Genomic DNA, 24,850 nt, shown 5'->3' with positions numbered 1-24,850 from the left:
CGGCGGCGCGGCCGCGAGGCGGTCAGCCCGCCTGCTCGGCCGCCTCGATGATGCCCCCGCCCAGGCAGACATCGCCGTCGTACAGCACGGCCGACTGCCCGGGCGTCACCGCCCATTGCGGCTCGGTGAAATCGAGCTGAAAGCCGTCGCCCTGCGCCTGGCGCAGCGTGCAGGCGGCATCGGGCTGCCGATAGCGCGTCTTGGCGCCATAGGCGCCGGGCGCGGGCGCTTCGCCGGCGACCCAGCTCGCATCCAGGGCGCGCAGGCGCGGCGCGAGCAGCCAGGGATGGTCGTGCCCCTGGACCACGTACAAAGTATTGGCGGGGATGTCCTTGCGCGCCACGTACCACGCGTCGGCGGTGCCGTCGGCCGCCTGCCGGCCCTTGACCCCGCCGATGCCCAGCCCCTTGCGCTGGCCGAAGGTATAGAACGACAGGCCCACGTGCTCGCCGATGACGCGCCCGTCGTCGGTCTTGATCGGGCCCGGGGCGCTCGGCAGGTAGCGGTTCAGGAACTCGCGGAACGGACGCTCGCCGATGAAGCAGATGCCCGTCGAATCCTTCTTGGCGGCATTGGGCAGGCCGATCTCGCGGGCGATGCGGCGCACCTCGGTCTTGGCGATCTCGCCCAGGGGAAACAGCGTGCGCGCGAGCTGCGCCTGGTTCAGCCGGTGCAGGAAATAGCTCTGGTCCTTGGTGCCGTCCAGCGCCTTGAGCAACTGGACCTGCCCCGCCCGCGGCCCGGCTTCGAGCGTGCGCACGCGCGCGTAATGGCCGGTGGCGATACGCTCCGCGCCCATGCGCATGGCGTGGTCCAGGAAGGCCTTGAACTTGATCTCGGCGTTGCACAGCACGTCGGGATTGGGCGTGCGCCCGGCCGAATACTCGCGCAGGAACTCGGAGAAGACGCGATCCTTGTACTCGCCGGCGAAGTTGACCGCCTCGATCTCGATGCCGAGCAGATCCGCCACGCTGACCGCGTCGAGCAGATCCTGGCGCGTCGAGCAGTATTCGGAATCGTCGTCGTCCTCCCAGTTCTTCATGAAGAGGCCGACCACGTCGTAGCCCTGCTGCTTGAGCAGCCAGGCCGAGACCGACGAATCGACACCGCCCGACATGCCGATGACGACACGCCCCTTGCCCACGTCAGCCTCCCGCGGCGCCGACGTCGGACAGCAGCGTGACTTCGTCCGGCAGGTAGTTCACGGCCGCCAGCGGCAGCCAGGGCAGCGCGGCGGCGCGGCGCTCGAGGTAGTCTTCCAGGCAGCGCAGCGTGACCGGATGGCGCAACAGATGCAGGTTGGCCCGGATCTCGTCCATGCTGGCCCAGAACGCCTTGAGGATGCCGGTGTCCAGCGCGAAGTTCTCGCGCGGCGCGCCGACTTCGCCGACGAAGGCGAAGCGCAGATAGGCTCTCTCGCCCGCCGGCGAGAGGTACGCGCCGAGCAGCCCACAGGGCGTGAAGTCATGGGCGGTTTCTTCCAGCGTCTCGCGGATCGCCGCGTCGACGAGGGATTCGCCCGGCTCCAGATGGCCGGCAGGCTGGTTCCAGCGCACGCCCTCCCTCGTCTCTTCCTCGACGAGCAGGAAACGGCCATCGCGCTCGATGACGGAGGCGACGGTGACTGCGGGCTTCCAGCGTGAAGTGCTCAATTTGCTTGCCTACTCAGGTATGCTTGCCCAGCGCGATCACGAATCAATCAGAACCACCGCGCAACGCTGCAAGAGGAGATGTTCATGCAGATCGGCATCCCGCTGGAACGCAAGGCGGGCGAACAGCGCGTCGCGGCCACGCCCGACACCGTCAAGAGATTCATTGCCGCAGGCCACACAGTGGTCGTGGAGCGCGGCGCCGGGGCAAACGCTCATTATACCGACGAGGCGTACACCGGCGCAGGCGCCACGCTGGGCGACACCGCCGCCGCCCTGGGCGCACCGGTGGTGCTCAAGGTGCGCGCGCCCGGCGCCGACGAACTCGGCGCGATGTCGCCGGGCACCGTGCTCGTCGGCATGCTCGACCCGTTCGACGCCGACGGGCTGGCCCGCCTCAATGCGGCGCGGCTGACCGCCTTCGCCCTGGAGGCCGCGCCGCGCACCAGCCGCGCCCAGGTGCTGGACGTGCTGTCCTCGCAGGCCAACGTGGCCGGCTACAAGGCGGTCCTGCTGGCCACCGAACACTACGGCCGCTTCATGCCCATGCTGATGACGGCCGCCGGCACGGTCAAGGCCGCGCGCGTCGTCGTGCTCGGCGCGGGCGTGGCGGGCCTGCAGGCGATCGCCACCGCGCGCCGCCTCGGCGCGGTCGTCGAGGCCTCGGACGTCAGGCCCGCGGCGCGCGAGCAGGTCGAATCGCTCGGCGCCAAGTTCATCGACGTACCGTACGAGACCGACGAAGAGCGCCAGATCGCCGAAGGCGCGGGCGGCTACGCCCGCCCCATGCCGGCGGCCTGGATGCAGCGCCAGGCCGAGCGCGTTGCCGAGCGCTGCCGGCAGGCCGACATCGTCATCACCACCGCGCTCATCCCCGGCCGTCCGGCGCCCACCCTGGTGTCGGCCGACACCGTCGCCGCCATGCGCCCGGGCGCGGTCATCGTCGACTTGGCCATCGAGCGCGGCGGCAACTGCCCCCTCTCGCGTGCGGACGAGGTCGTCGCGGCGGGCGGCGTCACCATCGTCGCCCCGAGCAACCTGCCCTCCACCCTGGCCGCGGACGCCTCCTCGCTCTACGCGCGCAACCTGTTCGAGTTCGTTCGCCTGGTCACCGGCCCCGAAGCGGCCTTCACCATCCCCCGCGAAGACGACATCGTCACCGCCTGCCTGATGTGCGAGAACGGCAACCTGCTGCGTGGAGCCTGAACATGGACGCGATCAACCCCACCATCCTGAACCTCATCATCTTCGTGCTCGCGGTGTACGTGGGCTATCACGTGGTCTGGAACGTAACACCGGCCCTGCACACCCCGCTCATGGCGGTCACCAACGCCATCTCGGCCATCGTCATCGTCGGCGCCATGCTGGCCGCGGCCCTCACCACCGGGGGGCTGGCCAAGACGATGGGCTTCGTGGCCGTGGCGCTTGCCGCGGTCAACGTATTCGGCGGCTTTCTCGTCACCCGCCGCATGCTCGAGATGTTCAAGAAAAAAGACAAGAAGACCCCGCACGCCTGAGCCCGGCCGGAGACCACAACATGCTTTCGCTGAACGTCGTGACGCTGCTCTACCTGGTGGCGTCGGTCTGCTTCATCCAGGCGCTGAAGGGGTTGTCGCACCCTACCACTTCGCGCATCGGCAACACTTTCGGCATGGTCGGCATGGCCATCGCCATCTTCACCACCGCGGGGCTCATGACCACGCTGGGCCATGAACTGGTCGGCGTGGACATGGGCACCGGGCTGACCCTGGTCGTGGTGGCCCTGCTTGTGGGCGGCAGCATCGGCACGCTGATGGCCAAGCGCGTGGAAATGACCAAGATGCCCGAACTGGTCGCCTTCATGCACAGCATGATCGGCCTGGCCGCGGTGTGCATCGCGGTCGCCGTGGTCGCCGAGCCCCACGCGTTCGGCATCGTGGCGAACGAGGGCCAGCCGATTCCCGTGGGCAACCGCATCGAACTCTTCATCGGCACCTTCGTCGGCGCAATCACGTTCTCGGGGTCGGTGATCGCCTTCGGCAAGCTCGCCGGGCGCTACAAGCTGCGCGTGTTCCAGGGCGCGCCGGTGGTCTTTCCGGGGCAACACCTGCTCAACCTCGGCCTGGCCGTCGCCATGCTCCTGTGCGGCATCTGGTTCGCCGCCAGCCAGCAGTGGCTGCCCTTCGGGCTCATGATGCTGATCGCCTTCGCCCTGGGCGTGCTCATCATCATCCCGATCGGCGGCGCCGACATGCCGGTCGTGGTGTCCATGCTGAACAGCTACTCGGGCTGGGCCGCCGCGGGCATCGGCTTTTCGCTGAACAACCCCATGCTCATCATCGCCGGCTCGCTGGTCGGCTCCTCGGGTGCGATCCTCTCCTACATCATGTGCAAGGCGATGAACCGCTCGTTCTTCAACGTGATCCTGGGCGGCTTCGGCGGCACAGCCGCCGAAGCGGGGGCGGCGACCGAGCAGCGCAGCGTCAAGTCGGGCAGCGCCGACGACGCCGCCTTCCTGCTCGCCAACGCCGACAGCGTGGTCATCGTGCCGGGCTACGGCCTGGCGGTGGCGCGCGCCCAGCATCCCTTGCAGGAGCTGGCGGAGAAGCTCACGGCCAAGGGTATCACCGTGCGCTACGCCATCCACCCGGTGGCCGGCCGCATGCCGGGACACATGAACGTGCTGCTCGCCGAGGCCGAAGTCCCCTACGACCAGGTGTTCGAGATGGAGGACATCAACGCCGACTTCGGCCAGACGGACGTGGTGCTGGTGCTGGGCGCCAACGATGTGGTGAACCCGGCCGCGCTCGACCCCAAGTCGCCGATCGCCGGTATGCCCATCCTGGAAGCCCACAAGGCGCGCACGGTGATCGTGAACAAGCGTTCGATGGCCGCCGGCTACGCGGGGCTGGACAACGAACTCTTCTACATGGACAAGACCATGATGGTGTTCGGCGACGCGAAGAAGGTCGTCGAGGACATGGTCAAGGCGGTGGAGGCCTGAGGCCTGCCCGGACCCTCTCCACCACATGCCTCCCGGCACGCCCCGAAGAAAGCGTGCGCGGCGTTACGGCGCCGCGCGCGGCCGGCGCGAGGGCCAGCAGTACCAGACGGCGCCGGCCACCTGCGCAGCCAGCAGGACGGCCCAGGCAGTGACATGGGCCTGGACCGGGTACTGCCCGCTGGGCAGTCGCTCCCACAGCGAAACAATGCCGCCCAGCCCTGCCTGGCAGACGAAGATCAGGAGGAACATCGAGAACGTGAGCGTGGTGCTCACGCGGCCCAGCATGGCATAGGGGAAGCGTTCCGCCACGACCGCGTAGGCCAGGATGTTGCTCGAGCCGAACACCCCGTACGCCACCCACAGCGGTGCGGCCGGCAACGTGACGGGCAGGATGATGAGCAGTTGCACCAGCAGGTACAGGCACATGCACGCGCCGCCGAAAACGTAGAGGCTGATGCCCATGCGCTTGACATGGTTGGCCACAGCGCCCAGCACGATGTTGCCAAGCACCATGGCGGCCCCGAGCAGGGACACCAGGGTGGCCGCATACGCGGGTGCATACCCCTCCACGTCGCGCAGGTAGGCGCCCACCCACAGCGACTGCACGGCGTAGAACGCACCGCCCGTGAGCACCGGCAGCGAGGCGATTTTCCAGAAACCCAGGTCGCGCAGCACGCTCAGGGTGCCCTGCCATTGCTCGTGCAGGCTTGGGCGCTGCGCCGGCGTGCCATCGTCGATGCGCACGCCCCACCAGACCGAGGCGGCGACGAGCAGCGTGGGCACGGCGAGCGCGATGCTGACCACGCGCCAATCCACGATGCCGAGCAGCCAGTTCAGAGGCGTACCCACGACCACGCCGCCCATGCCGCCCACGGCCATGACGAAACCATTGACCAGGGGCAGCCGCGACAGCGGAAACACCTGGACCAGGGCCTTGAAGGCCGCGCCCAGGCACACCGAGACACCGATCCCGATGAGCATGCGGCCCAGCAGCAGGCCGGCCAGGCTGTGCGCCATGCCGAACACGACCGTGCCGACGACGGCGATGAGCATCATCAGCGCGTTGACGCGCCGCGGCCCATAGGTGTCGATGAGGATGCCCGCCGGTATCTGTACCGCGGCGAAGGCAAGGAAATACGTGCCGGTGAGCAGGCCCAGGCTGCTGGCCGACAGGCCGATCTCCTGCGCGAGGAAAGGCGCGAAGCCGATGTTCACGCCGCGGAACACGTAGGAGATGAAGTAGCCGAGCGAGAAGAAGAGGAACACGCCGAACGTGGTCCGGCGATCCACACCCGCCCGCGCCTTGCCGGTACGCTGGCCCCGCGCCTGCGCGCCGCGGTCCGTGGCCGCGGCGCCGTCCTCGCGCGGCGTCATGCCGCGGTCTTGCGGCGGAACACCAGGCGGTCCGCGCTCGACACGCTGGCGGCGTAGGCGTAGCCCTCCAGGTCGAAGCCCTTGAGATCCTCGGGCTGGCCGAGCCCATGCAGCGCGGCGTAGCGCGCCATCAGGCCGCGTGCGCGCTTGGCGTGGAAACTGATCACCTTGTACTCGTCGCGTTTCCAGTCCTCGAACACGCACTGCACCACGCGCGCCTTGAGCACGTCGAGCTTGACCGACTTGAAATACTCCTCGGAGGCGAGGTTCACCAGCACCGGGCTGCCGGACTGCCCGGCCAGGCGCTCGTTCAGGTACTCGGCGATCTTGCCGCCCCAATAGGCATACAGCGTGCGCGCCTTGCCCACTGTCAGGCGCGTGCCCATTTCCAGGCGATATGGACGCAGGTAGTCCAACGGGCGCAGCGCGCCGTAGAGCCCGCTCAGGATGACCAGATGATCCTGCGCCCAGCCGAGCGCCTTGGCCGGCAGCGTGCGCGCCTCCAGCCCTTCGTATACGTCGCCGTTGAAGGCGAATACCGCGGGGCGCGCGGACTTGGGGCCGAAGCTCGGACGCCACTCGGCATAGCGCCGGGCGTTCAGTTCGGCGAGGTTGTCGCTCAGCTTCATCAGCGCGGCGATCTCGTCGGGAGACTTCTCGCGCAGGGTGTCGATGAGCGTAGCCGCATCGTCCACGAACAGGGGCTGGGTCGCGGCCACGCCATCGGGCAGCGGTGTCTCGTAATCGAGCTTCTTGGCAGGGGAAAGGGTGAACAGCATGGTGCTTCCAAAGGACCGAAGAGCCGGCGAGCTGCCCGCTGCGCACGGTCGTTGACGGCGCCGCAGCGCCGGAAAGAAGAAAGAGCGTTTGGGGGTATGTCGAGCCTCGCTCCCCGGCGGGCGAGGAGAAAAGCCGCTGCCCCGGGGGCGTCAGGCCGCCGTCCAGCCGCCGTCCATGGTCAGGATCGAGCCGGTCATGGAACGCGCGGCGTCGCTCGCCAGGAACACCGCGAGCGCGGCGACCTCGTCCACGGTGACGAACTCCTTGGTCGGCTGGGCAGCGAGCAGCACGTCGCGCTTGACCTCTTCTTCCGTGATGCCGCGCGCCTTGGCGGTATCCGGGATCTGGCGCTCGACCAGCGGCGTCCAGACGTAGCCCGGGCAGATCGCGTTGACCGTGATGCCCTGCTGGGCGGTCTCGAGCGCCGCCGTCTTGGTCAGGCCGGCGATGCCGTGCTTGGCGGCCACATAGGCGGCCTTGAATGGGGAGGCGACCAGCGCATGCGCCGAGGCGGTATTGATGATGCGGCCCCAGCCGCGCTGCTTCATGCCGGGCAGCGCTGCCCGCATGGTGTGAAAGGCCGAGGACAGGTTGATCGCGATGATCGCGTTCCACTTGTCGATCGGGAACTCCTCGATGGGCGAGACGAACTGGATGCCGGCGTTGTTGACGAGGATGTCCACCTTGCCGAACGCGGCCTCGGCGGCGCGCACCATGGCCTCGATCTCCTCGGGCTTGCTCATGTCGGCGGGCGAATACTCGGCCCGCACGCCGAACTCCCCGGCGATGCCGGCGCGCACACGCTCGATCTCGGCCGCATCACCGAAGCCGTTGAGCATCACGTCGGCGCCATCGCGCGCGAAGGCCCGCGCGATGGCCAGACCGATACCGCTGGTGGAGCCGGTCACGAGAGCGGATTTACCTTTGAGCATGGCAGAACCTCCGAGTTCGGTGAGCCGGCCGCCAACGCAGCCGGCGAGACATGGCGGAGTATATCGCCCCATGCCGGCGGTTCTCCGGCGGCCGGGCGCGAAGCGCAACCGGCCAGCCCTTGCCGGCGCAGCCAGGATCACGTCGCGGGGACTGCCGCGACCTCTGACGCCACATCACGGAAGGCTTGCGCCAGCGAAGCGCGAAAGCTGCCGCGCTTGCAAAGCACCCCGAAGGACCTCGGCTCAGGCGCATCCGGCAGCGCCAGCCGCGCCAGACGCAGATGCGCCGTCAACGGAGACTGCACGTCCGGCACCAGGGACACGCCCAGGCCGCGGTCGACCATCATGGCGATCGCCAGCAGCGACGTAAGTTCGACTCGCTCATGCGGAAGGATGTCGTGCCGGCGCAGGTAGGCGTCGGCCTGCTTGCCGCCACCCAGCGAGCGGTCATAGCGCACGAAAGCCTCTTCGCGCAACAGCGCCATCGGGTCGCGCCGAGCCCAGCGTCCGGGCGCGAGGACGACCAGCGGCTCTTCGCGCAGTGCCGTCCAGGTGAACGTCTTGGCCAGAGCGAACTGCGGATGCAGGCAGACGGCCACGTCCAGCGCATCCTGCTGGATCAAGTCGAACAGTTGATGCGAGACACCCGAATGCACGTGCAGGCGCACGCGTGGATAAGCGGCCACGAACGTGTCCATGATCTGCGGAAACACGGTGTGCAATACCGTATTGATGGCCCCGATGCGCAGTTCGCCCTCGAAGGACGATTCGTGCACGCAGGCGCGTAGCTGCACGACATCGGCCAGAAGCGGACGCGCGCGCTCCAGCAGGCGGTAACCCGCCGGCGTGGGCATCACGGTACGCCCCGAACGGGCGACCAGGGCGACGCCGAGCATGTCCTCCAGCGCATGGACATGGTGCGCGACGGCGCCCGGCGTCATGTCCAGGCTGCGTGCAGCCTGGGCCATCGACCCGGTTTCCGCCACTCGCAGCAAGGTTTTGAGGAAATCGGTTTCCACTGACTCATCCCTGGGCAGGCTTTGCTCCTACCCATCGGCGCCCTCGTGACAATCGCCGGGACACTGCGCAAGAACGCGAATTTACTATGTTTTGAAGCCAATGCCGCCCGCTTTTTCGGCTCTTGCGAACTCGGGATACTTGCGCTGCAAGGAGAGTCCATATGCGCAGCAAGCTATTCGTCCCGGGCAGCCGTCCGGCGCTTTTTCCCAAGGCCTATGCAAGCCCGGCGGATGCGATTTCGATCGATCTCGAGGATGCGGTCGATCCGGCGCGCAAGGCAGAGGCGCGCGAACACGTACGCCAGTGGCTGGATGGGCTCGCACAGAACGTCGAACGCCGCTCGGGCAAGCTCACCATCGTGCGCGTCAATGCCCAGGACACGCCCTATTTCGCCGCCGACATCAAGGCCGTCGTGCGCGAGGGCGTGGACCTGATCAACCTGCCCAAGCCCGCCTCGACCGACGCCGTCGTCCGGGCATGTGCCGTCATCGCCCAGGCCGAGCAGGCCCAAGGCCTGCAAAAGCCCGTCGGCGTACTGCTGAACATCGAGACGCCCGACGCATTGCGCAACGCGGCCCGGCTCGCCGATGCCGGCGGTTCTCGCGTCGCAGGGCTGCAAGTCGGACTGGGTGACTTGTTCGGCGCGACGGGCATCGACCGCGCTGCGCGCTGCGCGCTCGAACAAGTCCTGTTCCAGGTGCGCATGGCCGCGAGCGTGGCCGGCGTCGATGCCTACGACGGAGCCTACGCGGATATCGGCAACCCCGAGGGCTTTCGGGCCGAGGCCGAACTGGCGCGCAGCCTGGGATTCCGCGGCAAGACGTGCATCCATCCCAGCCAGATCGCATTGGCCAATGCTGTTTTCCTGCCCTCGTCCGAGCAGATCGCGGCCGCGCAGCGCATCGTGCAGGCCAGCGAGCGGGCCGCCACGCAAGGCGTCGGCGCGTACGTCGTGGATGGCCGCATGGTCGATGCCCCTTTCCTCGCACAGGCCAAGGCCTTGCTGGAAACGGCGCGCAACCTGGGCCTGCTGGCTGCCGAGTGAGCCTGCCGCGCCCGGCCATCGCGCAACGGGCGCCGATTCTTTTCGATGGACCCGCAATGAAGATCGATTCCCCAACCGCAAATGCCTCTGTTTCCGCCCGTCCGGGCCCGCCAGGCCCGCTCACGGGCCTGCGAGTACTCGACCTGAGCGCCTACATCGCCGGGCCTTACGGCTGCTCGCTGCTGGCGGACCAAGGTGCCGAAGTCATCAAGATCGAGCCGCCCGCGGGCGATAACCTGCGCAAGTACCCGTCGACACTTGAGGCCGAGAGCCGGGCCTTCCTGGGCGTCAATCGCAGCAAGCTGGGGGTGGTCCTGGACCTCAAGCAGGCGGACGACCTGCAGCGGCTGCTGGCATTGGCGCGGACCGCCGACGTGCTGGTCCACAACTTCCGCCCAGGCGTCGCCGAGCGCCTGGGCATCGGCTATGCGGCGCTGGCCGAACGGCACCCGCGTCTCGTGTACTGCGCCGTCACCGGCTACGGCGAAGCGGGGCCGCTCAAGGACAAAGCCGGCTACGACCAGGTCCTGCAGACACTGACGGGCATGTGCACGCTGCAAGGGCCGGCCGGCGGGCCGCCACAGATCCTGTACGGCTCGGTGGTCGACTACTACGCAGCCTCGCTGGTCGCGGCGGGCGTCGCATCCGCGCTCTACGAGCGCGAACGCAGCGGCATGGGCCAATACGTCGCAGTCTCTCTGCTGCGCTCGGCGCTGGCCATGCAGTCGGCCAGGCTGATCTGGGCCGATGCCGAACCTCGCGAAGTCAGCCGCGACATGCGATCCGGCGGCATCACCGGCCTGCACCCTACGCGCGAGGGCTATTTGTACGTGTCGGCCAACACACCGCACTTCTGGCGCGCCCTGTGCGAGCGCACCGGTCTTGCCGAACTGCTGCAGACCGATCGATACGACACCGTACGCAAGCGGGCGCAGCATCGCGACGAAATCGTCCCCAAGCTGCGCGCCGCGCTCGTCACGCGCACCGCCATCGAGTGGGAAGACGTCTTCGGCGAAGCCGTCCCCTGCGCTGCCGCCCGCAGCGTAGAGGACATGTTCGATTTCGCCCAGGTCGCCGCCGAAGAGATGATCGCCGCATTCGAACATCCCACGGTGGGCAGGTACCGCGGATTCAGCAGAGCGATCGGATTCGGCCGCACGCCCGGGCCCGAACCTTTCGCCGCACCCGACCTCGACCAGCATGGCGCAGAGGTCAAATCGCTGGCGGACCGCCTGCGAAACGGCACGGACTGAGCGCTTGAGCGGCGGGTACCGGCACGCCCAAGGCAGGCCGGCATCGCGCCGTGAGTAGCATGCACCGCGGCAGGCGGTGCTCAGTCGTGTTCACGCACGCACGATACCTTGCGCTTCGCACCACGCGTGGATGCAGTCGGCGGCGAAGCCGCTCATGCGTTCCTGCATGATGTTGTGTCCGGTATCGGCCAGTTCGATCGCGCTCGCGCCGTAGAGCGCCGCCAAGTCCATCGCGCGCGGTACGTCGGTGCGATCGCAGGCGCCGCCCAGCACCAGCACGGGACAGCGAATTCTGGCCCTGTCCACCGGCGTGCGCCCACCCGAAGCGTTGAGCGCCCCGGGTGATTCCGGCACGAGCCGGGCCAACGCCCGTTCGATCACCGCCTCGTCGGCGCTGTGAAAGTACCGTCTGCGCGCCTCTTCGGCAGTACGGACCACGGGCGTGTCGGGGTCCAGCAGCGTGCGCCTGACGCCCAGCTCGGGCGGCCCGGCGCTGGCAAGCAGGACCAGCCCGGCCAAGGGCAACTGCTCGGCCGCCCTCTGGCAGACGATGCCGCCCAGGCTATGCCCGATCAGGACGAGGCGCCCGGCGGGAAGCAGACCGGCCGCTGCGACGACGTCGTCCCGGTAGTCGTCCAGATGCAGTCGGCAATACACCTCGTCCGGCAACGCGCGGCCGGCTTCGTGGCCGCGCAGAGATACGGCGAACGCGTGCCAGCCACGCTTTGCGTAGTGCTCCACCCAGGTCTCGAACGCCCAGCCTGCCTGGCCCCCGCCGTGCACCATGAGCACGGCGGGGGCTTGCGCACGCGCCTGGCGCACGCCCACGATACGCACGTCGCCGAGCCAGGTGTCGACCCGTTGCCCGCTGCTTGATGCGCAGAGCGGCAGCGCTGTGAAGTCGCGCTGGCTCATGCGTCGGCCTGGATGCCCGACTGCTTGATGAAATCGGCCCAGAAACGGCGCTGGGCCGCCACATAGTCCGCGAAATCGGCCCCCACCAAGGGGTCGACCAGCACGCCACGCTCGGCGAAGGTGCGCGTCACGGCCTCCGAGCGCTGAGATTGCGCGATGGCGCCGGCGAGCTGATCCCGGATTGCGCCCGGCAAGCCGGCGGGAGCAAAAAGACCGAACCAGGAGGTCACCTCGTAGTCCTGCACGCCGGCCTCGGCAATGGTGGGGACTTCGGGCAGGTCGGACGAGCGCTGCGCCGAGGTCACGCCCAGCGGTACGAGACTGCCCTCGCGTATGTGCGGCAGGAACTCGGGCATGTTGCCAAACGCCAGGTCCACATGCCCGCCCAGCAGGTCGGTCAGCATCGGGCCACCCCCCTTGTATGGGATGTGCGCCATGCGCGTTTCCGTGCGCAGCTTGAAGAGCTCGGCGCTCATGTGCGGGGTGCCGCCTGCGCCGGACGAGCCGTAGCTGAGCTTGTCCGGATTCGTCCGGGCATGGTCGATCAATTCGGCGACGCTGCGTACGCCGAGGGACGGCCGCACGACGAGCACATTGGCGATCCGCCCCGTCATGCCCAGCGGCTCGAACTGGGTCGCAGCGTCGTAAGGAATACTGGGCTGCAGCGCGGGGCTGATGGCATGGGTCGAGATATTGCCGAGGACCAGGGTGTAGCCGTCCGCGGGCGCCCGGGCAACGGAGCCCACGCCGAGCATGCCCGCCGCGCCCGCCTTGTTCTCGACCACGAACGGCTGCCCGAGCTCGGTACTCAGGGCCTGGGCAACGACTCGCCCAATGATATCGGTCGCGCCCCCTGCCGGAAACGGGACGACGAACTGCACCGGGCGCGCCGGGTACTTGGTCTGTGCAAAAGGACGAACGTGCAGCGTCGTCAGGGCCGCCCCGGCCAGCACCTTAAGCGCTGTCCGGCGTGTGGTTGTGAAAGGCATGCGTAGTCTCCTTGTCGCATCGCGGATTCGCCGGCGCAGACCGGCGCCCCGATCTGCTCGAAGCGGATCATAGGCGCGCGAACGGCAAGAAAACATCGGCGACGATTGCTGTCAAAACGCAAAATTTCTGCGCTCTGGCCCGCCTCCGCGAAGGCTCGGGGCCGATGTCCCATGCAAGACGCGGCTCTTGCATATTTCGTGACACATTTGGAAAATACTGCTTACGCCTGCGGACGGGCCCGGAGGCGAGCCAGAAAAGCCTCGCTTCCCGTACCGAACCGGCATGCCGGCGTCTCCGGGGCACCTGCCGACGGCAAGACAACAACAATCAACCGAGCCTGCGATCGAGCTGTTCATGAAGATTCCGTCGAAAGCCACGAGCCCGTTCCGGGCGTGCCTGCCGGCGTCCTCCCCCGCCACGCCGGCAGGCCTGCCGTCCGGGGCTTCGTAACAGCAGTCCGGCGGCGGCGGCCTGCCGCCCCCGGGCCAGCACCGCGCCTTGCCACATCCTGCGGCTCCCCGGAAAAGCTCCGCGCACGGGATCGAAGCAGCGCCCTGTCGGGCGCCGCCTCGTCCCCACGAACGACCACGAACCACGTTGAACCTCCATGAACGCCAACCTCGTCCCTCAACCGCAGGCCCTGCCTGCGCCACCTGCCAAGTCCGGCCGGATGGACCATCCGCAGCGCTTCGTCCGTCACGGCCTGCTCGCGCCCGGCGTCAAGCTGTTCCGCAACCTGCGCTTTCGCGCCAAGACCGGCCTGATCTCCGTGGCGATCATGGTGCCGCTGCTCGGGTTGCTGGTCTGGCAGCTCGGCGCGCGCCATCAGGACGCCGTCCAGGGCCGGATGGACGCCCTGCGCTACAACGTCGAGGTCGCCCACGGTGTCCTCGCGTGGGCGCATGGGCAACAGGCCGCGGCCGGCCTCTCGCGCGAGGACGCCCAGCAGCTCGCCCGCCGGGCGATCGCCGGCCTGCGCTATGACGACGTCGAATACTTCTGGATCAACGACATGCAGGTTCGCATGGTGATGCACCCGATCCAGCCGGACCTGGACGGCACCAGCGTCGCCGGTGTGCGCGATCCCAACGGCCTGTACCCGTTCCGGGAGTTCGTCGAAACCGCGCGCCGCGACGGCGCGGGCTTCGTTGCCTACCAGTGGCCCAAACCCGGGCTCACCGACCCGGTGGACAAGATCTCCTTTGTCAAGGGTTTCGAGCCCTGGGGGTGGGTGATCGGCTCCGGGGTCTACGTCGACGACCTGCGCACACTCGCACTGCGCCGCATCGGCCTGAGCGCCGGGGTCGTGCTCGTCGCCCTGCTGGTCGCCGGCTACCTGCTGTGGTCCTTCTACCGCGTGATGGAAGGCGGGCTGGCCGAGATGCGCCGCCACCTGCTCGCCATGCGCGAAGGCGACCTCACCACCTCGCCTCGGCCCCTGGGCACCGACGAGACCGCCCAACTGATGTTCGATTTGCGCAGCATGCAAGAAGCGCTGCGCGACATGGTGCGGCAGGTGCGCCGCTCCAGCGACGACATCGTGCACTCGAGCAGCGAAGTGGCTGCCGGCACCATGGCGCTGTCCAACCGCACCGAACAGACCGCGGCCAACCTGCAGGAGACGGCGGCCTCGATGGAACAGATCAACTCGACCGTGCGCAGCACCTCGGACAACACCGCCGAGAGCGCCGACGTCGCGCGGCGCAACGCCAGCGCGGCCGAGGACGGCGAGCGCATCATGCGCGACGTGGTCACCACCATGGACGGCATCCGCACCTCGTCCAGCCGCATCAGCGAGATCATCAACACCATAGACAGCATCGCGTTCCAGACCAACATCCTCGCCTTGAACGCGGCCGTCGAGGCCGCGCGCACCGGCGAGCAGGGGCGCGGCTTCGCGGTGGTCGCCACCGAGGTACGCATGCTGGCGCAGCGCACGGCCAGCGCCGCCGACGAGATCAAGCGCCTGATCGAGACCAGCGTCGAACAGGTGCGCGCCGGCACGGCCATCGTGCACACCGCGAGCCAGACCATCGAGGACATCCGTCTGTCGTCGCAGCGGGTCGACCGGCTGCTGGGCGAGATCGCCGTGGGCGCGCGCGAGCAAAGCGCGGGCGTGGACCAGGTCGGCCGGGCGGTCCAGGCGCTGGACCGCATGACCCAGGAGAATGCCGCCATGGTCGAGCAGACCGCCAGCGCGACCACCGCCATGCGTGACCAGGCGCGGCGGCTGGCGGGCGAGGTGGCGCGCTTCCGGCTGCCCGACCGGGAAATCCTGCCCCAGAGCTGAACGGCTCGGTGCGTCCGGCACCTTCGATCTGGCTGCGGCAACCGGCGCGCGTCGGCAATGAAGGTCAGGCTGCACCAGGCAAGCGCGCATTCCGGCGCAAGGATTGCTGCGCGCAACGACACCACGCAGCATCAACAGCCGGAGAATGCGCAATGAACGCCATATCCAAGCTGGCCGGCCTTGCGCTGGCCGCGACCCTGGCCGGGTGCGCCGCCATGCAGGACGCCCCGCCAGGCCCTACCCTCACGCTGGAACAGCGCCTGGAGCGCGAAGGCTATCGACAGGGCGAAGCCGTGGACCGCATCCCCGGTTTCGGCCTGTCGAGCTGGAACTACCTGGACGCCTATCACATCCTGGTCGAGAACGGGCCAAGCGACGACTACCTGCTGACCTTTTCGCTGGACTGCCGCGACCTGGAATACGCCAACGCGATCGCCCATACCAGCACGGTGGGCTCGCTGGCGCGGATGGACCGCGTCGTCGCCCGTGCGCCCGGGCGGCCGATCGAATGCCCGATCCGGGCGATCCACGAACTCGAGCGCATCGATCGCGCGGGCCGCTGAGCCTCCCCGCAGCCGCTGCGTGGCCGCCTGGCGCGCTCAGTCGGTGCCGGCCGCCAGCAGCGCCACCACCGTCGCGGCTATCCCTTCCTTGCGCCCGAGATAGCCCAGCGATTCGTTGGTCTTGGCCTTGACGTTGACCCGCGAGAGATCGGCGAGCTCGAGGTCGGCGGCGATGTTCGCCTGCATGGCCGCGGCGTGCGGGCCGATCTTGGGCGCCTGCGCGTGCACGGTGGCGTCGACGTTGACGACCCGCCAGCCGGCCGCCCGCACCTTGGCGTAGGCGGCGCGCAGCAGCATGCGGCTGTCCGCGCCCTTCCACTGCGGGTCGGTATCGGGGAAATGCCGACCGATGTCGCCCAGCCCGGCCGCGCCGAGCACGGCATCGGTGATCGCGTGCAGCAGCACGTCGGCATCCGAGTGCCCTTTCAGTCCCTTCTCGTAGGGAATCGTCACGCCGCCGATGATGAGCGGGCGCCCCTCCACCAGAGCGTGGACGTCGAAACCCTGCCCGACACGCATCGAATCTATCCCAACCATTTTTCCATCCAGATGAAATCCTGCGGCCACGTCACCTTGAGGTTGGCGAACGAGCCGCGCACCAGCAGGGGCCGCGCGCCCAAGGCCTCGACGGCGCCCGCCTCGTCGGTCGGCGCCTCACCCCGGGCGCGCACGCGTGCGAAGGCCTCGGAAAGCAAGCCGGCTCGAAACATCTGCGGTGTCTGCGCCTGCCACAGATGCTCACGCGAGAGCGTGGCCTCGACTCGCGGCGCGGCCTCGCCCTCGCCCGCGCGCTTGACCGTGTCGGCGACCGGCAAGGCGAGCAGGCCGCCGACCGGGTCCGGCAGACAGGCGTCGATCAGCGCCGCCAGCGCGTCGGCGGGCAGGCCCGGCCGCGCGGCGTCGTGCACCAGCACCCAGTCGTCCCCAGCCAAGCCGGCCGCGGCCAAGGCATTGGCCACGCTGTCGTAGCGGGTCGCCCCGCCGCAGGCGAGCACCTGCACGCGCGCCACGCCGGCCAGCAGGTTCGCCGCCTGCGCGTCGCCGGGCGCGACCGCCACCAGCACGCGGTCGATGCGCGGCTCGGCGAGCAGCGCGCGCACCGTGTGCACCAGCATCGCCGTGCCCGCGATCGGGCGGTACTGCTTGGGCCCGGTGCCGTCGGCGGCACGCGCGCCGACGCCCGCCGCGGGCACGATCGCCGTCAGCCGGCCGGATGGGGAGTCTGAAGTCGCTTGCATCGGCGTAATGATAGACCGCCGACGCCCATGCTCAGGCCAAACCGTAGCGCTGTCGCTCCGTGTGGATCGTCAGCAGACGCAGCTCGGTGAACGCTTCGATGGCCGCCCTGCCGCCGAAGCGTCCGTAGCCGCTGGCCTTGACGCCGCCGAACGGAAAATGCGGCTCGCTGCTCACCGTCGCTCCGTTCACGTGGCAGACCCCGCAGTCGATGCTGCGGGCCACGCGCAGCGTGCGGGACAGATCGCGGCCGAAGACAGCGGCCGCCAGCCCGTACTCGCTGTCGTTGGCGACTGCGACCGCTGCCGCTTCGCCGTCCACGCGGATGATCGGCGCCACCGGGCCGAACGATTCCTCGCGATACACCCGCATGGACGCATCGACGTGATCGAGCACGATGCACTCGTCGCCGGCGGCCGTGAGCAGGCGCGCGCCGCATGCCGTCGCCTCGCTCACCAACGCCTGCACATGCGCGGCCGACGCGGGACGCGCGAGCGCGCCGGCATCCACGCTGCCGTTCGCGATGCGCACGTTGAGGCCGTCCGCCAGCGCGGCGAAGCAGGCGGCGAATTCGTCCGCGATCGCATGGTCGACGACGATGCGTTCGGTGGACATGCAGATCTGCCCCTGGTTCATGAAAGCGCCGAAGGCCGCGGCATCACCGGCGGCCTCGATGTCCGCGTCGGCCAGGACGATCAGCGGCGCCTTGCCGCCCAGCTCCAGCAACGCCGGCTTGAGATGGCGCCCGGCCAATTCGCCGATCGCGCGGCCGGTGCGCGTCGAGCCGGTGAAGTTGACGCGCCTGACGGCGGTGTGAGCGATGAGCGCTTCCACGATCCGCGGACCGGCCGCCGGCGCATGGCTGATCACGTTCAGCACGCCGGCCGGCAAGCCGGCGCGCACGAAGAGCCCGGCGAGACGCGCGTGGGTGCCGGGGCACAGCTCGGACGACTTGAACACCAGGGTGTTGCCGCACACCAGCGGGACGGCGATCGCCCGGACCGCCAGGTGTACCGGCGCATTCCAGGGCGCGATGGACAGCACCACGCCGACCGGCGTGCGCTCGGTGAGCGCCAGGCAGCCGGCGCGATTCGACGGCATGACTTCCCCTGCCACCTGGCTGGCCAGCGCGGCGGCTTCCTTCAACCCGGCGACACCCCCGTCGACGTTGAAACGCGCCCAGGCCGTCGAGGTGCCGGTTTCCGCGACCATCAGGTCGATGAAATCCTGCGACTCCGCCGCCAGCAGCTCGGCGGCACGCGCCAGAATGTCGCGCCGCGCCCCCACCGGCGTGGCCCGCCATGCGGCGCTGGCCGCCTGGGCGGCATCCGCGGCGGCCAGCGCATCCCCTGTCGACGCGCTCGCGGCCTCGGTCACCGGACGCCCGGTCCGGGGACAGACGTGCACGAACGTATCGCCGTTCTCCGCGGGGCGCTCCTGCGCGCCGATCCGCAAACCGACTTGCATGACACCTCCCATCAGAATGGTGCAACGTCGACGTGCAGCACGGCCGCCCGTCCCTCGACACGGACTGCGTGCAGGCATTGCTCGATCGCCGCATCGACCTGCTCCGGGTCGGACAGCCGGACCCCCAGCGCGCCGCATGCCGCCGCCATCCCGGCGAAATCCATCCCCGCGGGCAGCCGCGAGGCGAACGCCTGCTGCTCCTCGGCATACCCCGCGGGATAGACGCGCAGGGTGGCGTCCTTCACGGCCGCCCAGCCGCCGTTGTCGAACACGACGGTGAGGATGGGCACGCCGGCCGCGGCGGCCACCGCATATACCGAGGCCGGGTTCGAGAAATAGAAGGTGCCGTCACCGACCAGGTTCACCACCGTGCGTTCGGGCCGCGCCAGCCTGACACCCAGTGCCATTCCGGCGGAAAAGCCCAGCCCACCGCCCGGCAGCCCGATCAGCGTGCCCGGCAGGGTCCGCGGAATCTGCTCGAACACCGCGGGCATGTTGCGGATGGCCTCGTTCAGCACGACGTCCTCGGCGTGCAGCCGCTGGCCGAGCCGGCGGCAGACGTGGTGCGCATTGAGCGCCCCCGGCTTTCCGGCGGACGCGGCCAGTTGCGCCGCGCGCGCTTCGCGGTCCCGGCGCGCCCCGGCATGGCCGCGCAGGCGTTCGACGGCACGCTCGCGGTCCTGGACCGTGGCGAGCGCCTGGACGCATTCGAGCAACTGCGCGAGCAGCAGGGCCGATCGGCCCTCCAGCCTGACATCGGCGGGGAAATCCCACATGGGCAGATCGCGCTTGACGGCATCGATGTCGAACTGGACCCAATAGGCATCGGGCCTGGCCTGGAAATGCCGGGGGATCCAGGGCACATCGACGTCCACGAGCAGACCGAAGTCGGCCTGCGCGATGGCGGGACCCGGCTGATAGCCCGCAAACGCGTCGGCGTCGCGCCGGATGTTGAGGTACACCGGGTTGAACTCGTGGACCTCGATGCCCACCGTCTCGGCCAGTCGTTCGATCGCCCGGACCGCCGCCGGCTCCCGGCCGGCGTACGCGGTCACCAGGACCGGGTGCTCGGCGCGCAGCAGGCGGCCGGCGATGTCGTCCAGCAAGGTGGCGGGAACGGCATGCTCGGCAAGCACCGGATGCGCCCGGGGCGCGCGCCGGGGCTCGACGCAGGTGGCGGCCAGGACCTCGCGCGGCAACATCAAGTACGCCGGTCCGGGAGGGTCGCTCTGCATGACGCTCCAGGCCCGGCCGACCACGGCCCCGGCGACGTCGGGCGCCTGCAGGGTGTATTCCCATTTCACGTACGGCCGCACGATGCTGCCCTGGTCGAACGGCTCCTGGATGAAGTGGACATACGTGTCGCGGCCGCCGGGCAACTCGCCGTGGCTGCTGAACGGCGCCTTGCCCGCCATGACCAGCACGGGCAAGCGGCCCCGGCAGAGATTGTGCAGCCCCATGGCCGCGTTCGCCGTGCCGGCGTCGACGTGCACCAGCACGGCCTGGCCCCGGCCGGTCGCCGCGGCATAGCCCGCTGCCATGTGCACGGCGGTGTTCTCATGCGGACAAAGTATGACGTCGGGCGCACGCCGGCCCAGCGCGCGCCGGCGTGCGAGCGCCTCGATGAGCGGAGCGTGGTCCGTTCCCAGGTTGCAGAACAGATACTCGATTCCCGCGTCCACCAGGGCCTGGATGAGAAGATCGGCGCCGCTCGCCACGCGATCATCCGTCATCGCGCCCCCAGCCCGGCCGCCTCGAGCGCCGGCGCGTAGGTCTTCTGCTCTTGCACGACACGGCGCGTCACCGCCGCGCCGTCGGTCGGGTCCGGCACGTGTCCGAGCCGGGCGAAGGCCTCGCGTGCCGGGTCGGACTTCAGGAACTGCCGCAATTCATCGCCGAGCCGTTCCACGACGGGCGCGGGCGTGCCCGCCGGAGCGTACAGCGCCAGCCAGTTCTCCGCCTGGTACTCCGGGTAGCCGCTCTCGGCCACGGTCGGTACGTCCGGCTGGAACGGCGAGCGCTCCACGGAAGTCACCGCGAGCAGTCGCACGCTGCCGCCCTGCAGGGGCGCGCTCACGGCCGCCAGGTCGGACACCAGCATGTCCACGCGCCCGCTGACCAGATCCGGTATCGCCGGCGCGAAGCCTTTGTACGGAACGTGGGTCAGGTCGATCCCGGCGCGCGCAGCCAGCACTTCCGTGCTGAGGTGCGACAGCGATCCGTTCCCGTTGCTCGCATAGCTCAGGCCCCCGGGCTTGCCCTTGGCCCCATCGATCAGCCCGGGCAGATCCCGGTACGGCGCCGTATCGGCGACCGAGACGAACATGGGGATGCGCGAGACCATGCCGATCGGCTCGAAACTCTCGATCGCGTCGTAGGTGATGCCTGCGAAGATCAACGGCTGCAGCGACATCGTCGAGACACCGGTCAGCAGCAAGGTGTAGCCGTCGGGCTTGGCGCGCGCGACATGGTTGGTGCCGATGTGGGTCGCGCCGCCGGGCCGCGCATCCACCACGAACGGCTGCCCGAACGCGGTGTTCATGTGCGCGGCCAGGATGCGCGCCACCGCGTCCACACCGCCGCCCACGTCGTACGGGATGACGAGCTGCACCGCCCGGCTGGGATAGTCCTCCGCCCCGAAAGCCGGAAGCGCCGTGGTCGCCGCGACCGCAGCGGCGCAGGCAAGTGCCGCGAGCTTCGCCATGAATGTCTCCGTCGTTGTCGTTGACGCAGATTCTCCCCAAGGCGCCCGGTGCAGCACAATCGAATGATTTTCATGCACTCATCTCGATCCGCGATGGGTTGCCGACTCGCGGCGACGGCGATTTCCTATAATCGTCCACCTCATGCCCGCATCCAAAGCCCCCTCGTCCCTGGTCGTCGGCCTGGCGCAATCCCTCAAGCGCGGTACGCGCTTCGGCCGCGCCCGGCCCGCCGGCGCCGGCGACGCCTGGCTGCTCGCCAGGCTCGCCCGGCATACCACACGCCCGTTGGTGGTCTTCACCGCCGCGCCACAAGACGCCCAGCGCCTGACCGACGAAATCGTGCAGTTCGACCCCGAGCTGCGCGTGCACCAGATGCCGGACTGGGAGACGCTGCCCTACGACGCGTTCTCGCCGCACCAGGACCTGATCTCCGAGCGGCTGCGCACGCTGCACGCCCTGATGCAGAAATCGGTGGACGTGCTCACGGTGCCGGTCACGACCTCGCTTTACCGGCTGCCGCCGCCCGCCTTCCTCGCCGCGCACACCTTCTCGTTTCGCCAGCGCGATCGGCTGGACGAGGCGGCGCTGCGCGATCAGCTCGTGCTGGCCAACTACACCCACGTTCAGCAGGTGGCGGCGCCCGGCGAGTTCAGCATCCGCGGCGGCCTGTTCGACCTGTTTCCGATGGGTTCGGCCGTGCCCTACCGGCTCGACCTCTTCGACGATGAGATCGAGTCGATCCGCGCCTTCGACGTGGACACTCAGCGCAGCCTGTATCCGGTCAGGGAAGTCGAGCTGCTGCCCGGGCGCGAATTCCCGATGGACGAGACGGCGCGCACGGCGTTCCGGGCGCGCTTTCGCGAAGTGTTCGAGGGCGACCCCTCGCGCGCCCTGCCCTACCGCGACGTGGGCAACGGCATTCCCTTCCCGGGCGTGGAGTACTACCTGCCGCTCTTCTTCGAGCAGACGTCGACGCTGTTCGAATACCTGCCGGGCAACGCGATCACGATCACGCTGGGCGACGCGGATGCCGCCATCCAGCGCTACGCGCACGACACGCAAAGCCGCTACGACTTCCTGAAGAGCGATCGCGAGCGCCCGATCCTGCCGCCCGCGGCCCTGATGCTGGACGCCGAGGGTTTTTTCACCTCGCTCAAGGACTTTGCCCGGCTCGCCTTCACCGACGAAGCCGACGCCGAGATCGTCGCACCGCCCGACGTCGCGGTGCACCGGCAGGCCAACGATCCGTTGGCGCGACTGCGCGCCCTGGTCGAGGCGGGCGACGGGCGCCGCCTGCTGCTCTGTGCGGATTCGCCGGGGCGGCGCGAGACCATCGTGCAGATGCTCGCCGAGCACGGCCTGGCGCCGGTGCCGGTGGCGACCATCCAGGATTTTCTCGACGGCGAGGTGGCGTTCGCCATCGGCGTCGCACCGCTGACTGCCGGCTTTGCGCTGCGCGAGGCCGGGCTGGTCTTCCTGACCGAGAGCGACCTCTACCCGGCCCACGCCGCCTCGCGCGGCAAGCGCAACCGCGAGCGCACCAGCAACGTCGAAGCCATGGTGCGCGACCTGTCCGAGCTGCGCGAGGGCGACCCGGTCGTTCACGCACAGCACGGCATCGGGCGCTACCACGGCCTGATCAACATGGACCTGGGCGAAGGCGACACCGAGTTCCTGCACCTGGAGTACGCCAACGGCGCCACGCTCTACGTGCCGGTGTCGCAACTGCACGTGATCGCGCGCTACAGCGGCGCCGACCCCGAAGCCGCGCCGCTGCACCAGCTCGGCTCCGGCCAGTGGGAGAAGGCGCGCCGCAAGGCGGCCAAGCAGGCGCGCGACGTCGCCGCCGAGCTGCTCAACCTCTATGCGCGCCGCGCCGCGCGCGAAGGCTATGCCTTCAAGCTGCCGCTCTCGGACTACGAAGCCTTCGCCGAGACCTTCGGCTTCGAGGAAACGCCCGACCAGGCCGCCGCGATCCATGCGGTGATCCAGGACATGACCTCGGGCAAGCCGATGGATCGCCTGGTCTGCGGCGACGTCGGCTTCGGCAAGACCGAGGTCGCTCTGCGCGCGGCCTTTGTCGCGGTGGCCAACAACCAGCAGGTGGCCATTCTCTGCCCGACCACCCTGCTCGCCGAGCAGCACGCACAGAACTTCGCCAACCGCTTCGCCGACTGGCCCGTGAAGGTGGTGGAACTGTCGCGCTTTCGCTCGGCCAAGGAAACCACGGTCGCGATCGAACAGATCAACGACGGGCGTGCCGACATCGTCATCGGCACGCACAAGCTGCTCTCGGACAAGATCCAGTTCAAGCGGCTGGGCCTGGTCATCATCGACGAGGAGCACCGCTTCGGCGTGCGCCAGAAGGAAGGCCTGAAGGCGCTGCGCGCCGAGGTCGACGTGCTCACGCTGACGGCCACGCCGATTCCGCGCACGCTGGGCATGTCGCTCGAAGGCCTGCGCGACTTCTCGGTGATCGCCACCGCGCCGCAGAAGCGGCTGGCGATCAAGACCTTCCTGCGCCGCGAGGACGGCAGCACGATCCGCGAGGCTCTGCTGCGCGAACTGCGCCGCGGCGGCCAGGTGTACTTCCTGCACAACGAGGTCGAGACCATCCACAACCGCCGCGCGCGGCTGGAGGAACTCGTGCCCGAGGCGCGCATCGGCGTGGCGCACGGCCAGATGCCCGAGCGCGAGCTCGAGCAGGTCATGAAGGACTTCTACCAGCAGCGCTTCAACGTGCTGCTGTGCACGACCATCATCGAGACGGGCATCGACGTGCCCACCGCCAACACCATCGTGATCCATCGCGCCGACCGCTTCGGCCTGGCGCAACTGCACCAGCTACGCGGACGGGTCGGGCGCTCGCATCACCAGGCCTATGCCTACCTGCTCACGCCGGGCGAGGACGCCATCACCAGCAACGCCAAGAAGCGGCTGGAGGCGATCCAGTCGATGGAGGAACTGGGCTCGGGCTTTTATCTCGCCATGCACGACCTGGAGATCCGCGGCGCCGGCGAGGTGCTGGGCGACTCGCAGTCGGGCAACATCCAGGAGGTGGGCTTTCAGCTCTACACCGACATGCTGGCCGACGCCGTGCGCGCGCTGAAAAACGGCCAGGAACCCGACCTGTCGGCGCCGCTCGCCGCGAGCGAGGAGGTCAACCTGCACCTTCCCGCCCTGCTGCCGAACGACTATTGCGGCGACATCCACGCGCGCCTGTCGATCTACAAGCGTCTGTCCAACTGCGAGGACGACGAGGATCTGGACCGCATGCACGAGGAGATGATCGACCGCTTCGGCCGGCTGCCCGACGCCGCCAAGGCGCTGCTGGAGACGCACCGCCTGCGCCTGGCGGGCCGCAAGGTGGGCGTGGTCAAGATCGATGCGCACGAGACGGCGGCCACGCTGCAGTTCGTGCCCAACCCGCCGATCGACCCGATGCGCATCATCGAGCTGGTGCAGAAGAACAAGCACATCCGGCTATCGGGCCAGGATCGCCTGCGCATGGAGATTTCGGGCAAGGACCTGGCCGCGCGGGTGAGCGCGGTCAGGTCCGTGCTGCGCGCGCTGGCGAGCTGAACCGCGGCTTGCGGCGGCACCGTTGCCGGACTGTCCGGGAGGCGTCGGCGGCGTGCCGGCGCCTCC

At 69.1% G+C, this 24,850-nt stretch carries 21 protein-coding genes; 8 read left to right on the top strand and 13 right to left on the bottom strand.

All coding sequences use genetic code 11. The annotated features are described in order from the left end of the window. Positions 1–22: 22 nt before the first annotated feature. Positions 23–1,144 carry a tRNA 2-thiouridine(34) synthase MnmA gene (mnmA, locus tag FOZ76_RS07350; protein WP_281282962.1) on the bottom strand — a complete coding sequence of 374 codons (1,122 nt, stop codon included), beginning with the start codon at positions 1,142–1,144 and terminating at the stop codon, positions 23–25. A gap of 1 nt (position 1,145) precedes the next feature. After that, positions 1,146–1,652, bottom strand: a complete 507-nt coding sequence (locus tag FOZ76_RS07345; protein WP_143947492.1) for an NUDIX hydrolase — start codon at positions 1,650–1,652, stop codon at positions 1,146–1,148. Between the two features lie 84 nt (positions 1,653–1,736). Between FOZ76_RS07345 and FOZ76_RS07340 the strand changes: the two genes are divergently transcribed. The 3 genes from FOZ76_RS07340 to FOZ76_RS07330 are packed head-to-tail and all read left to right on the top strand — an operon-like array spanning position 1,737 to position 4,632. Beyond that, positions 1,737–2,855, top strand: coding sequence for a Re/Si-specific NAD(P)(+) transhydrogenase subunit alpha (locus FOZ76_RS07340; protein WP_143947491.1), 1,119 nt, complete (start codon positions 1,737–1,739; stop codon positions 2,853–2,855). Positions 2,856–2,857: 2 nt separating this feature from the next. Beyond that, entirely contained in the window at positions 2,858–3,166 is a 309-nt protein-coding gene (locus FOZ76_RS07335) for an NAD(P) transhydrogenase subunit alpha part 2 (RefSeq protein ID WP_143947490.1), read from the top strand. Between the two features lie 20 nt (positions 3,167–3,186). Further along, positions 3,187–4,632 carry an NAD(P)(+) transhydrogenase (Re/Si-specific) subunit beta gene (locus FOZ76_RS07330; protein ID WP_143947489.1) on the top strand — a complete coding sequence of 482 codons (1,446 nt, stop codon included), beginning with the start codon at positions 3,187–3,189 and terminating at the stop codon, positions 4,630–4,632. Positions 4,633–4,695: 63 nt separating this feature from the next. On the opposite strand, the gene FOZ76_RS07325 is transcribed toward FOZ76_RS07330, so the two are convergent. The 4 genes from FOZ76_RS07325 to FOZ76_RS07310 form a co-directional block, all read right to left on the bottom strand. Continuing rightward, complete coding sequence (locus FOZ76_RS07325; protein WP_143947488.1) at positions 4,696–6,006, bottom strand: MFS transporter; 1,311 nt, start codon at positions 6,004–6,006, stop codon at positions 4,696–4,698. Further along, positions 6,003–6,785, bottom strand: coding sequence for a peroxide stress protein YaaA (gene yaaA / locus FOZ76_RS07320; protein ID WP_143947487.1), 783 nt, complete (start codon positions 6,783–6,785; stop codon positions 6,003–6,005). Before yaaA ends, FOZ76_RS07325 begins: the two co-directional genes overlap by 4 nt. 150 nt (positions 6,786–6,935) lie before the next feature. Further along, entirely contained in the window at positions 6,936–7,718 is a 783-nt protein-coding gene (locus tag FOZ76_RS07315) for a 3-hydroxybutyrate dehydrogenase (RefSeq protein ID WP_143947486.1), read from the bottom strand. A 137-nt stretch (positions 7,719–7,855) separates the two neighbouring features. Continuing rightward, positions 7,856–8,737 (bottom strand): LysR family transcriptional regulator, encoded by an 882-nt coding sequence (locus FOZ76_RS07310; RefSeq protein ID WP_143947485.1) that lies wholly within the window; start codon positions 8,735–8,737, stop codon positions 7,856–7,858. A 161-nt stretch (positions 8,738–8,898) separates the two neighbouring features. Here FOZ76_RS07310 and FOZ76_RS07305 point away from each other — a divergent pair, with 161 nt between their 5' ends. Both FOZ76_RS07305 and FOZ76_RS07300 read left to right on the top strand, forming a co-directional pair. Beyond that, complete coding sequence (locus FOZ76_RS07305; RefSeq protein ID WP_143947484.1) at positions 8,899–9,783, top strand: HpcH/HpaI aldolase/citrate lyase family protein; 885 nt, start codon at positions 8,899–8,901, stop codon at positions 9,781–9,783. Between the two features lie 56 nt (positions 9,784–9,839). Beyond that, entirely contained in the window at positions 9,840–11,036 is a 1,197-nt protein-coding gene (locus tag FOZ76_RS07300) for a CaiB/BaiF CoA transferase family protein (protein ID WP_143947483.1), read from the top strand. A 90-nt stretch (positions 11,037–11,126) separates the two neighbouring features. Here the strand turns inward: FOZ76_RS07300 and FOZ76_RS07295 are convergent, their stop codons facing one another. Then, positions 11,127–11,951 carry an alpha/beta hydrolase gene (locus tag FOZ76_RS07295; protein ID WP_143947482.1) on the bottom strand — a complete coding sequence of 275 codons (825 nt, stop codon included), beginning with the start codon at positions 11,949–11,951 and terminating at the stop codon, positions 11,127–11,129. Then, positions 11,948–12,940: a Bug family tripartite tricarboxylate transporter substrate binding protein gene (locus FOZ76_RS07290; RefSeq protein WP_170235328.1), complete on the bottom strand. Its 993-nt coding sequence runs from the start codon at positions 12,938–12,940 to the stop codon at positions 11,948–11,950. Before FOZ76_RS07290 ends, FOZ76_RS07295 begins: the two co-directional genes overlap by 4 nt. A gap of 608 nt (positions 12,941–13,548) precedes the next feature. Between FOZ76_RS07290 and FOZ76_RS07285 the strand changes: the two genes are divergently transcribed. Beyond that, positions 13,549–15,231, top strand: coding sequence for a methyl-accepting chemotaxis protein (locus FOZ76_RS07285; RefSeq protein ID WP_246129333.1), 1,683 nt, complete (start codon positions 13,549–13,551; stop codon positions 15,229–15,231). A 152-nt stretch (positions 15,232–15,383) separates the two neighbouring features. Then, positions 15,384–15,794 carry a DUF6491 family protein gene (locus FOZ76_RS07280; RefSeq protein WP_143947480.1) on the top strand — a complete coding sequence of 137 codons (411 nt, stop codon included), beginning with the start codon at positions 15,384–15,386 and terminating at the stop codon, positions 15,792–15,794. A gap of 36 nt (positions 15,795–15,830) precedes the next feature. Here FOZ76_RS07280 and ispF read toward each other — a convergent pair whose 3' ends face one another. The 5 genes from ispF to FOZ76_RS07255 are packed head-to-tail and all read right to left on the bottom strand — an operon-like array spanning position 15,831 to position 21,201. Then, the gene (gene ispF, locus FOZ76_RS07275) at positions 15,831–16,313 is read right to left on the bottom strand and encodes a 2-C-methyl-D-erythritol 2,4-cyclodiphosphate synthase (RefSeq protein WP_143947479.1); all 483 of its coding nucleotides are present in this window, start codon (positions 16,311–16,313) and stop codon (positions 15,831–15,833) included. A gap of 5 nt (positions 16,314–16,318) precedes the next feature. Further along, positions 16,319–17,032 carry a 2-C-methyl-D-erythritol 4-phosphate cytidylyltransferase gene (ispD, locus tag FOZ76_RS07270; protein WP_143947478.1) on the bottom strand — a complete coding sequence of 238 codons (714 nt, stop codon included), beginning with the start codon at positions 17,030–17,032 and terminating at the stop codon, positions 16,319–16,321. A gap of 31 nt (positions 17,033–17,063) precedes the next feature. Beyond that, complete coding sequence (locus FOZ76_RS07265) at positions 17,064–18,497, bottom strand: aldehyde dehydrogenase family protein (protein ID WP_143947477.1); 1,434 nt, start codon at positions 18,495–18,497, stop codon at positions 17,064–17,066. Positions 18,498–18,508: 11 nt separating this feature from the next. Beyond that, positions 18,509–20,230 (bottom strand): thiamine pyrophosphate-requiring protein, encoded by a 1,722-nt coding sequence (locus tag FOZ76_RS07260; protein WP_143947476.1) that lies wholly within the window; start codon positions 20,228–20,230, stop codon positions 18,509–18,511. Next, a complete protein-coding gene (locus FOZ76_RS07255; RefSeq protein ID WP_143947475.1) occupies positions 20,227–21,201 on the bottom strand; it encodes a Bug family tripartite tricarboxylate transporter substrate binding protein in 975 nt (324 codons plus the stop codon). The genes FOZ76_RS07260 and FOZ76_RS07255 overlap by 4 nt, the downstream gene beginning before the upstream one ends. Positions 21,202–21,343: 142 nt before the next feature. On the opposite strand from FOZ76_RS07255, the gene mfd reads away from it, so the two are divergent. Further along, on the top strand, positions 21,344–24,784 hold the full coding sequence (gene mfd / locus FOZ76_RS07250) for a transcription-repair coupling factor (protein WP_143947474.1): 3,441 nt from the start codon (positions 21,344–21,346) through the stop codon (positions 24,782–24,784). Positions 24,785–24,850: the final 66 nt, after the last annotated feature.

The sequence above is a fragment of the Verticiella sediminum genome (assembly GCF_007558815.1).
GTDB classification, from domain to species: domain Bacteria; phylum Pseudomonadota; class Gammaproteobacteria; order Burkholderiales; family Burkholderiaceae_B; genus Verticiella; species Verticiella sediminum.
This window is presented reverse-complemented; position numbering and strand designations above follow the sequence as displayed.

Coding starts and splice junctions, on each gene's coding strand:
- FOZ76_RS07330 (WP_143947489.1), top strand. CDS start 3,187: ATGCTTTCGCTGAACGTCGTGACGCTGCTCTACCTGGTGGCGTCGGTC.
- ispD (WP_143947478.1), bottom strand. CDS start 17,032: ATGCAAGCGACTTCAGACTCCCCATCCGGCCGGCTGACGGCGATCGTG.
- mfd (WP_143947474.1), top strand. CDS start 21,344: ATGCCCGCATCCAAAGCCCCCTCGTCCCTGGTCGTCGGCCTGGCGCAA.
- FOZ76_RS07305 (WP_143947484.1), top strand. CDS start 8,899: ATGCGCAGCAAGCTATTCGTCCCGGGCAGCCGTCCGGCGCTTTTTCCC.
- FOZ76_RS07255 (WP_143947475.1), bottom strand. CDS start 21,201: ATGGCGAAGCTCGCGGCACTTGCCTGCGCCGCTGCGGTCGCGGCGACC.
- FOZ76_RS07300 (WP_143947483.1), top strand. CDS start 9,840: ATGAAGATCGATTCCCCAACCGCAAATGCCTCTGTTTCCGCCCGTCCG.
- FOZ76_RS07280 (WP_143947480.1), top strand. CDS start 15,384: ATGAACGCCATATCCAAGCTGGCCGGCCTTGCGCTGGCCGCGACCCTG.
- FOZ76_RS07260 (WP_143947476.1), bottom strand. CDS start 20,230: ATGACGGATGATCGCGTGGCGAGCGGCGCCGATCTTCTCATCCAGGCC.
- yaaA (WP_143947487.1), bottom strand. CDS start 6,785: ATGCTGTTCACCCTTTCCCCTGCCAAGAAGCTCGATTACGAGACACCG.
- FOZ76_RS07285 (WP_246129333.1), top strand. CDS start 13,549: ATGAACGCCAACCTCGTCCCTCAACCGCAGGCCCTGCCTGCGCCACCT.
- ispF (WP_143947479.1), bottom strand. CDS start 16,313: ATGCGTGTCGGGCAGGGTTTCGACGTCCACGCTCTGGTGGAGGGGCGC.
- FOZ76_RS07265 (WP_143947477.1), bottom strand. CDS start 18,497: ATGCAAGTCGGTTTGCGGATCGGCGCGCAGGAGCGCCCCGCGGAGAAC.
- FOZ76_RS07290 (WP_170235328.1), bottom strand. CDS start 12,940: ATGCCTTTCACAACCACACGCCGGACAGCGCTTAAGGTGCTGGCCGGG.
- FOZ76_RS07335 (WP_143947490.1), top strand. CDS start 2,858: ATGGACGCGATCAACCCCACCATCCTGAACCTCATCATCTTCGTGCTC.
- FOZ76_RS07325 (WP_143947488.1), bottom strand. CDS start 6,006: ATGACGCCGCGCGAGGACGGCGCCGCGGCCACGGACCGCGGCGCGCAG.
- FOZ76_RS07295 (WP_143947482.1), bottom strand. CDS start 11,951: ATGAGCCAGCGCGACTTCACAGCGCTGCCGCTCTGCGCATCAAGCAGC.
- FOZ76_RS07315 (WP_143947486.1), bottom strand. CDS start 7,718: ATGCTCAAAGGTAAATCCGCTCTCGTGACCGGCTCCACCAGCGGTATC.
- FOZ76_RS07340 (WP_143947491.1), top strand. CDS start 1,737: ATGCAGATCGGCATCCCGCTGGAACGCAAGGCGGGCGAACAGCGCGTC.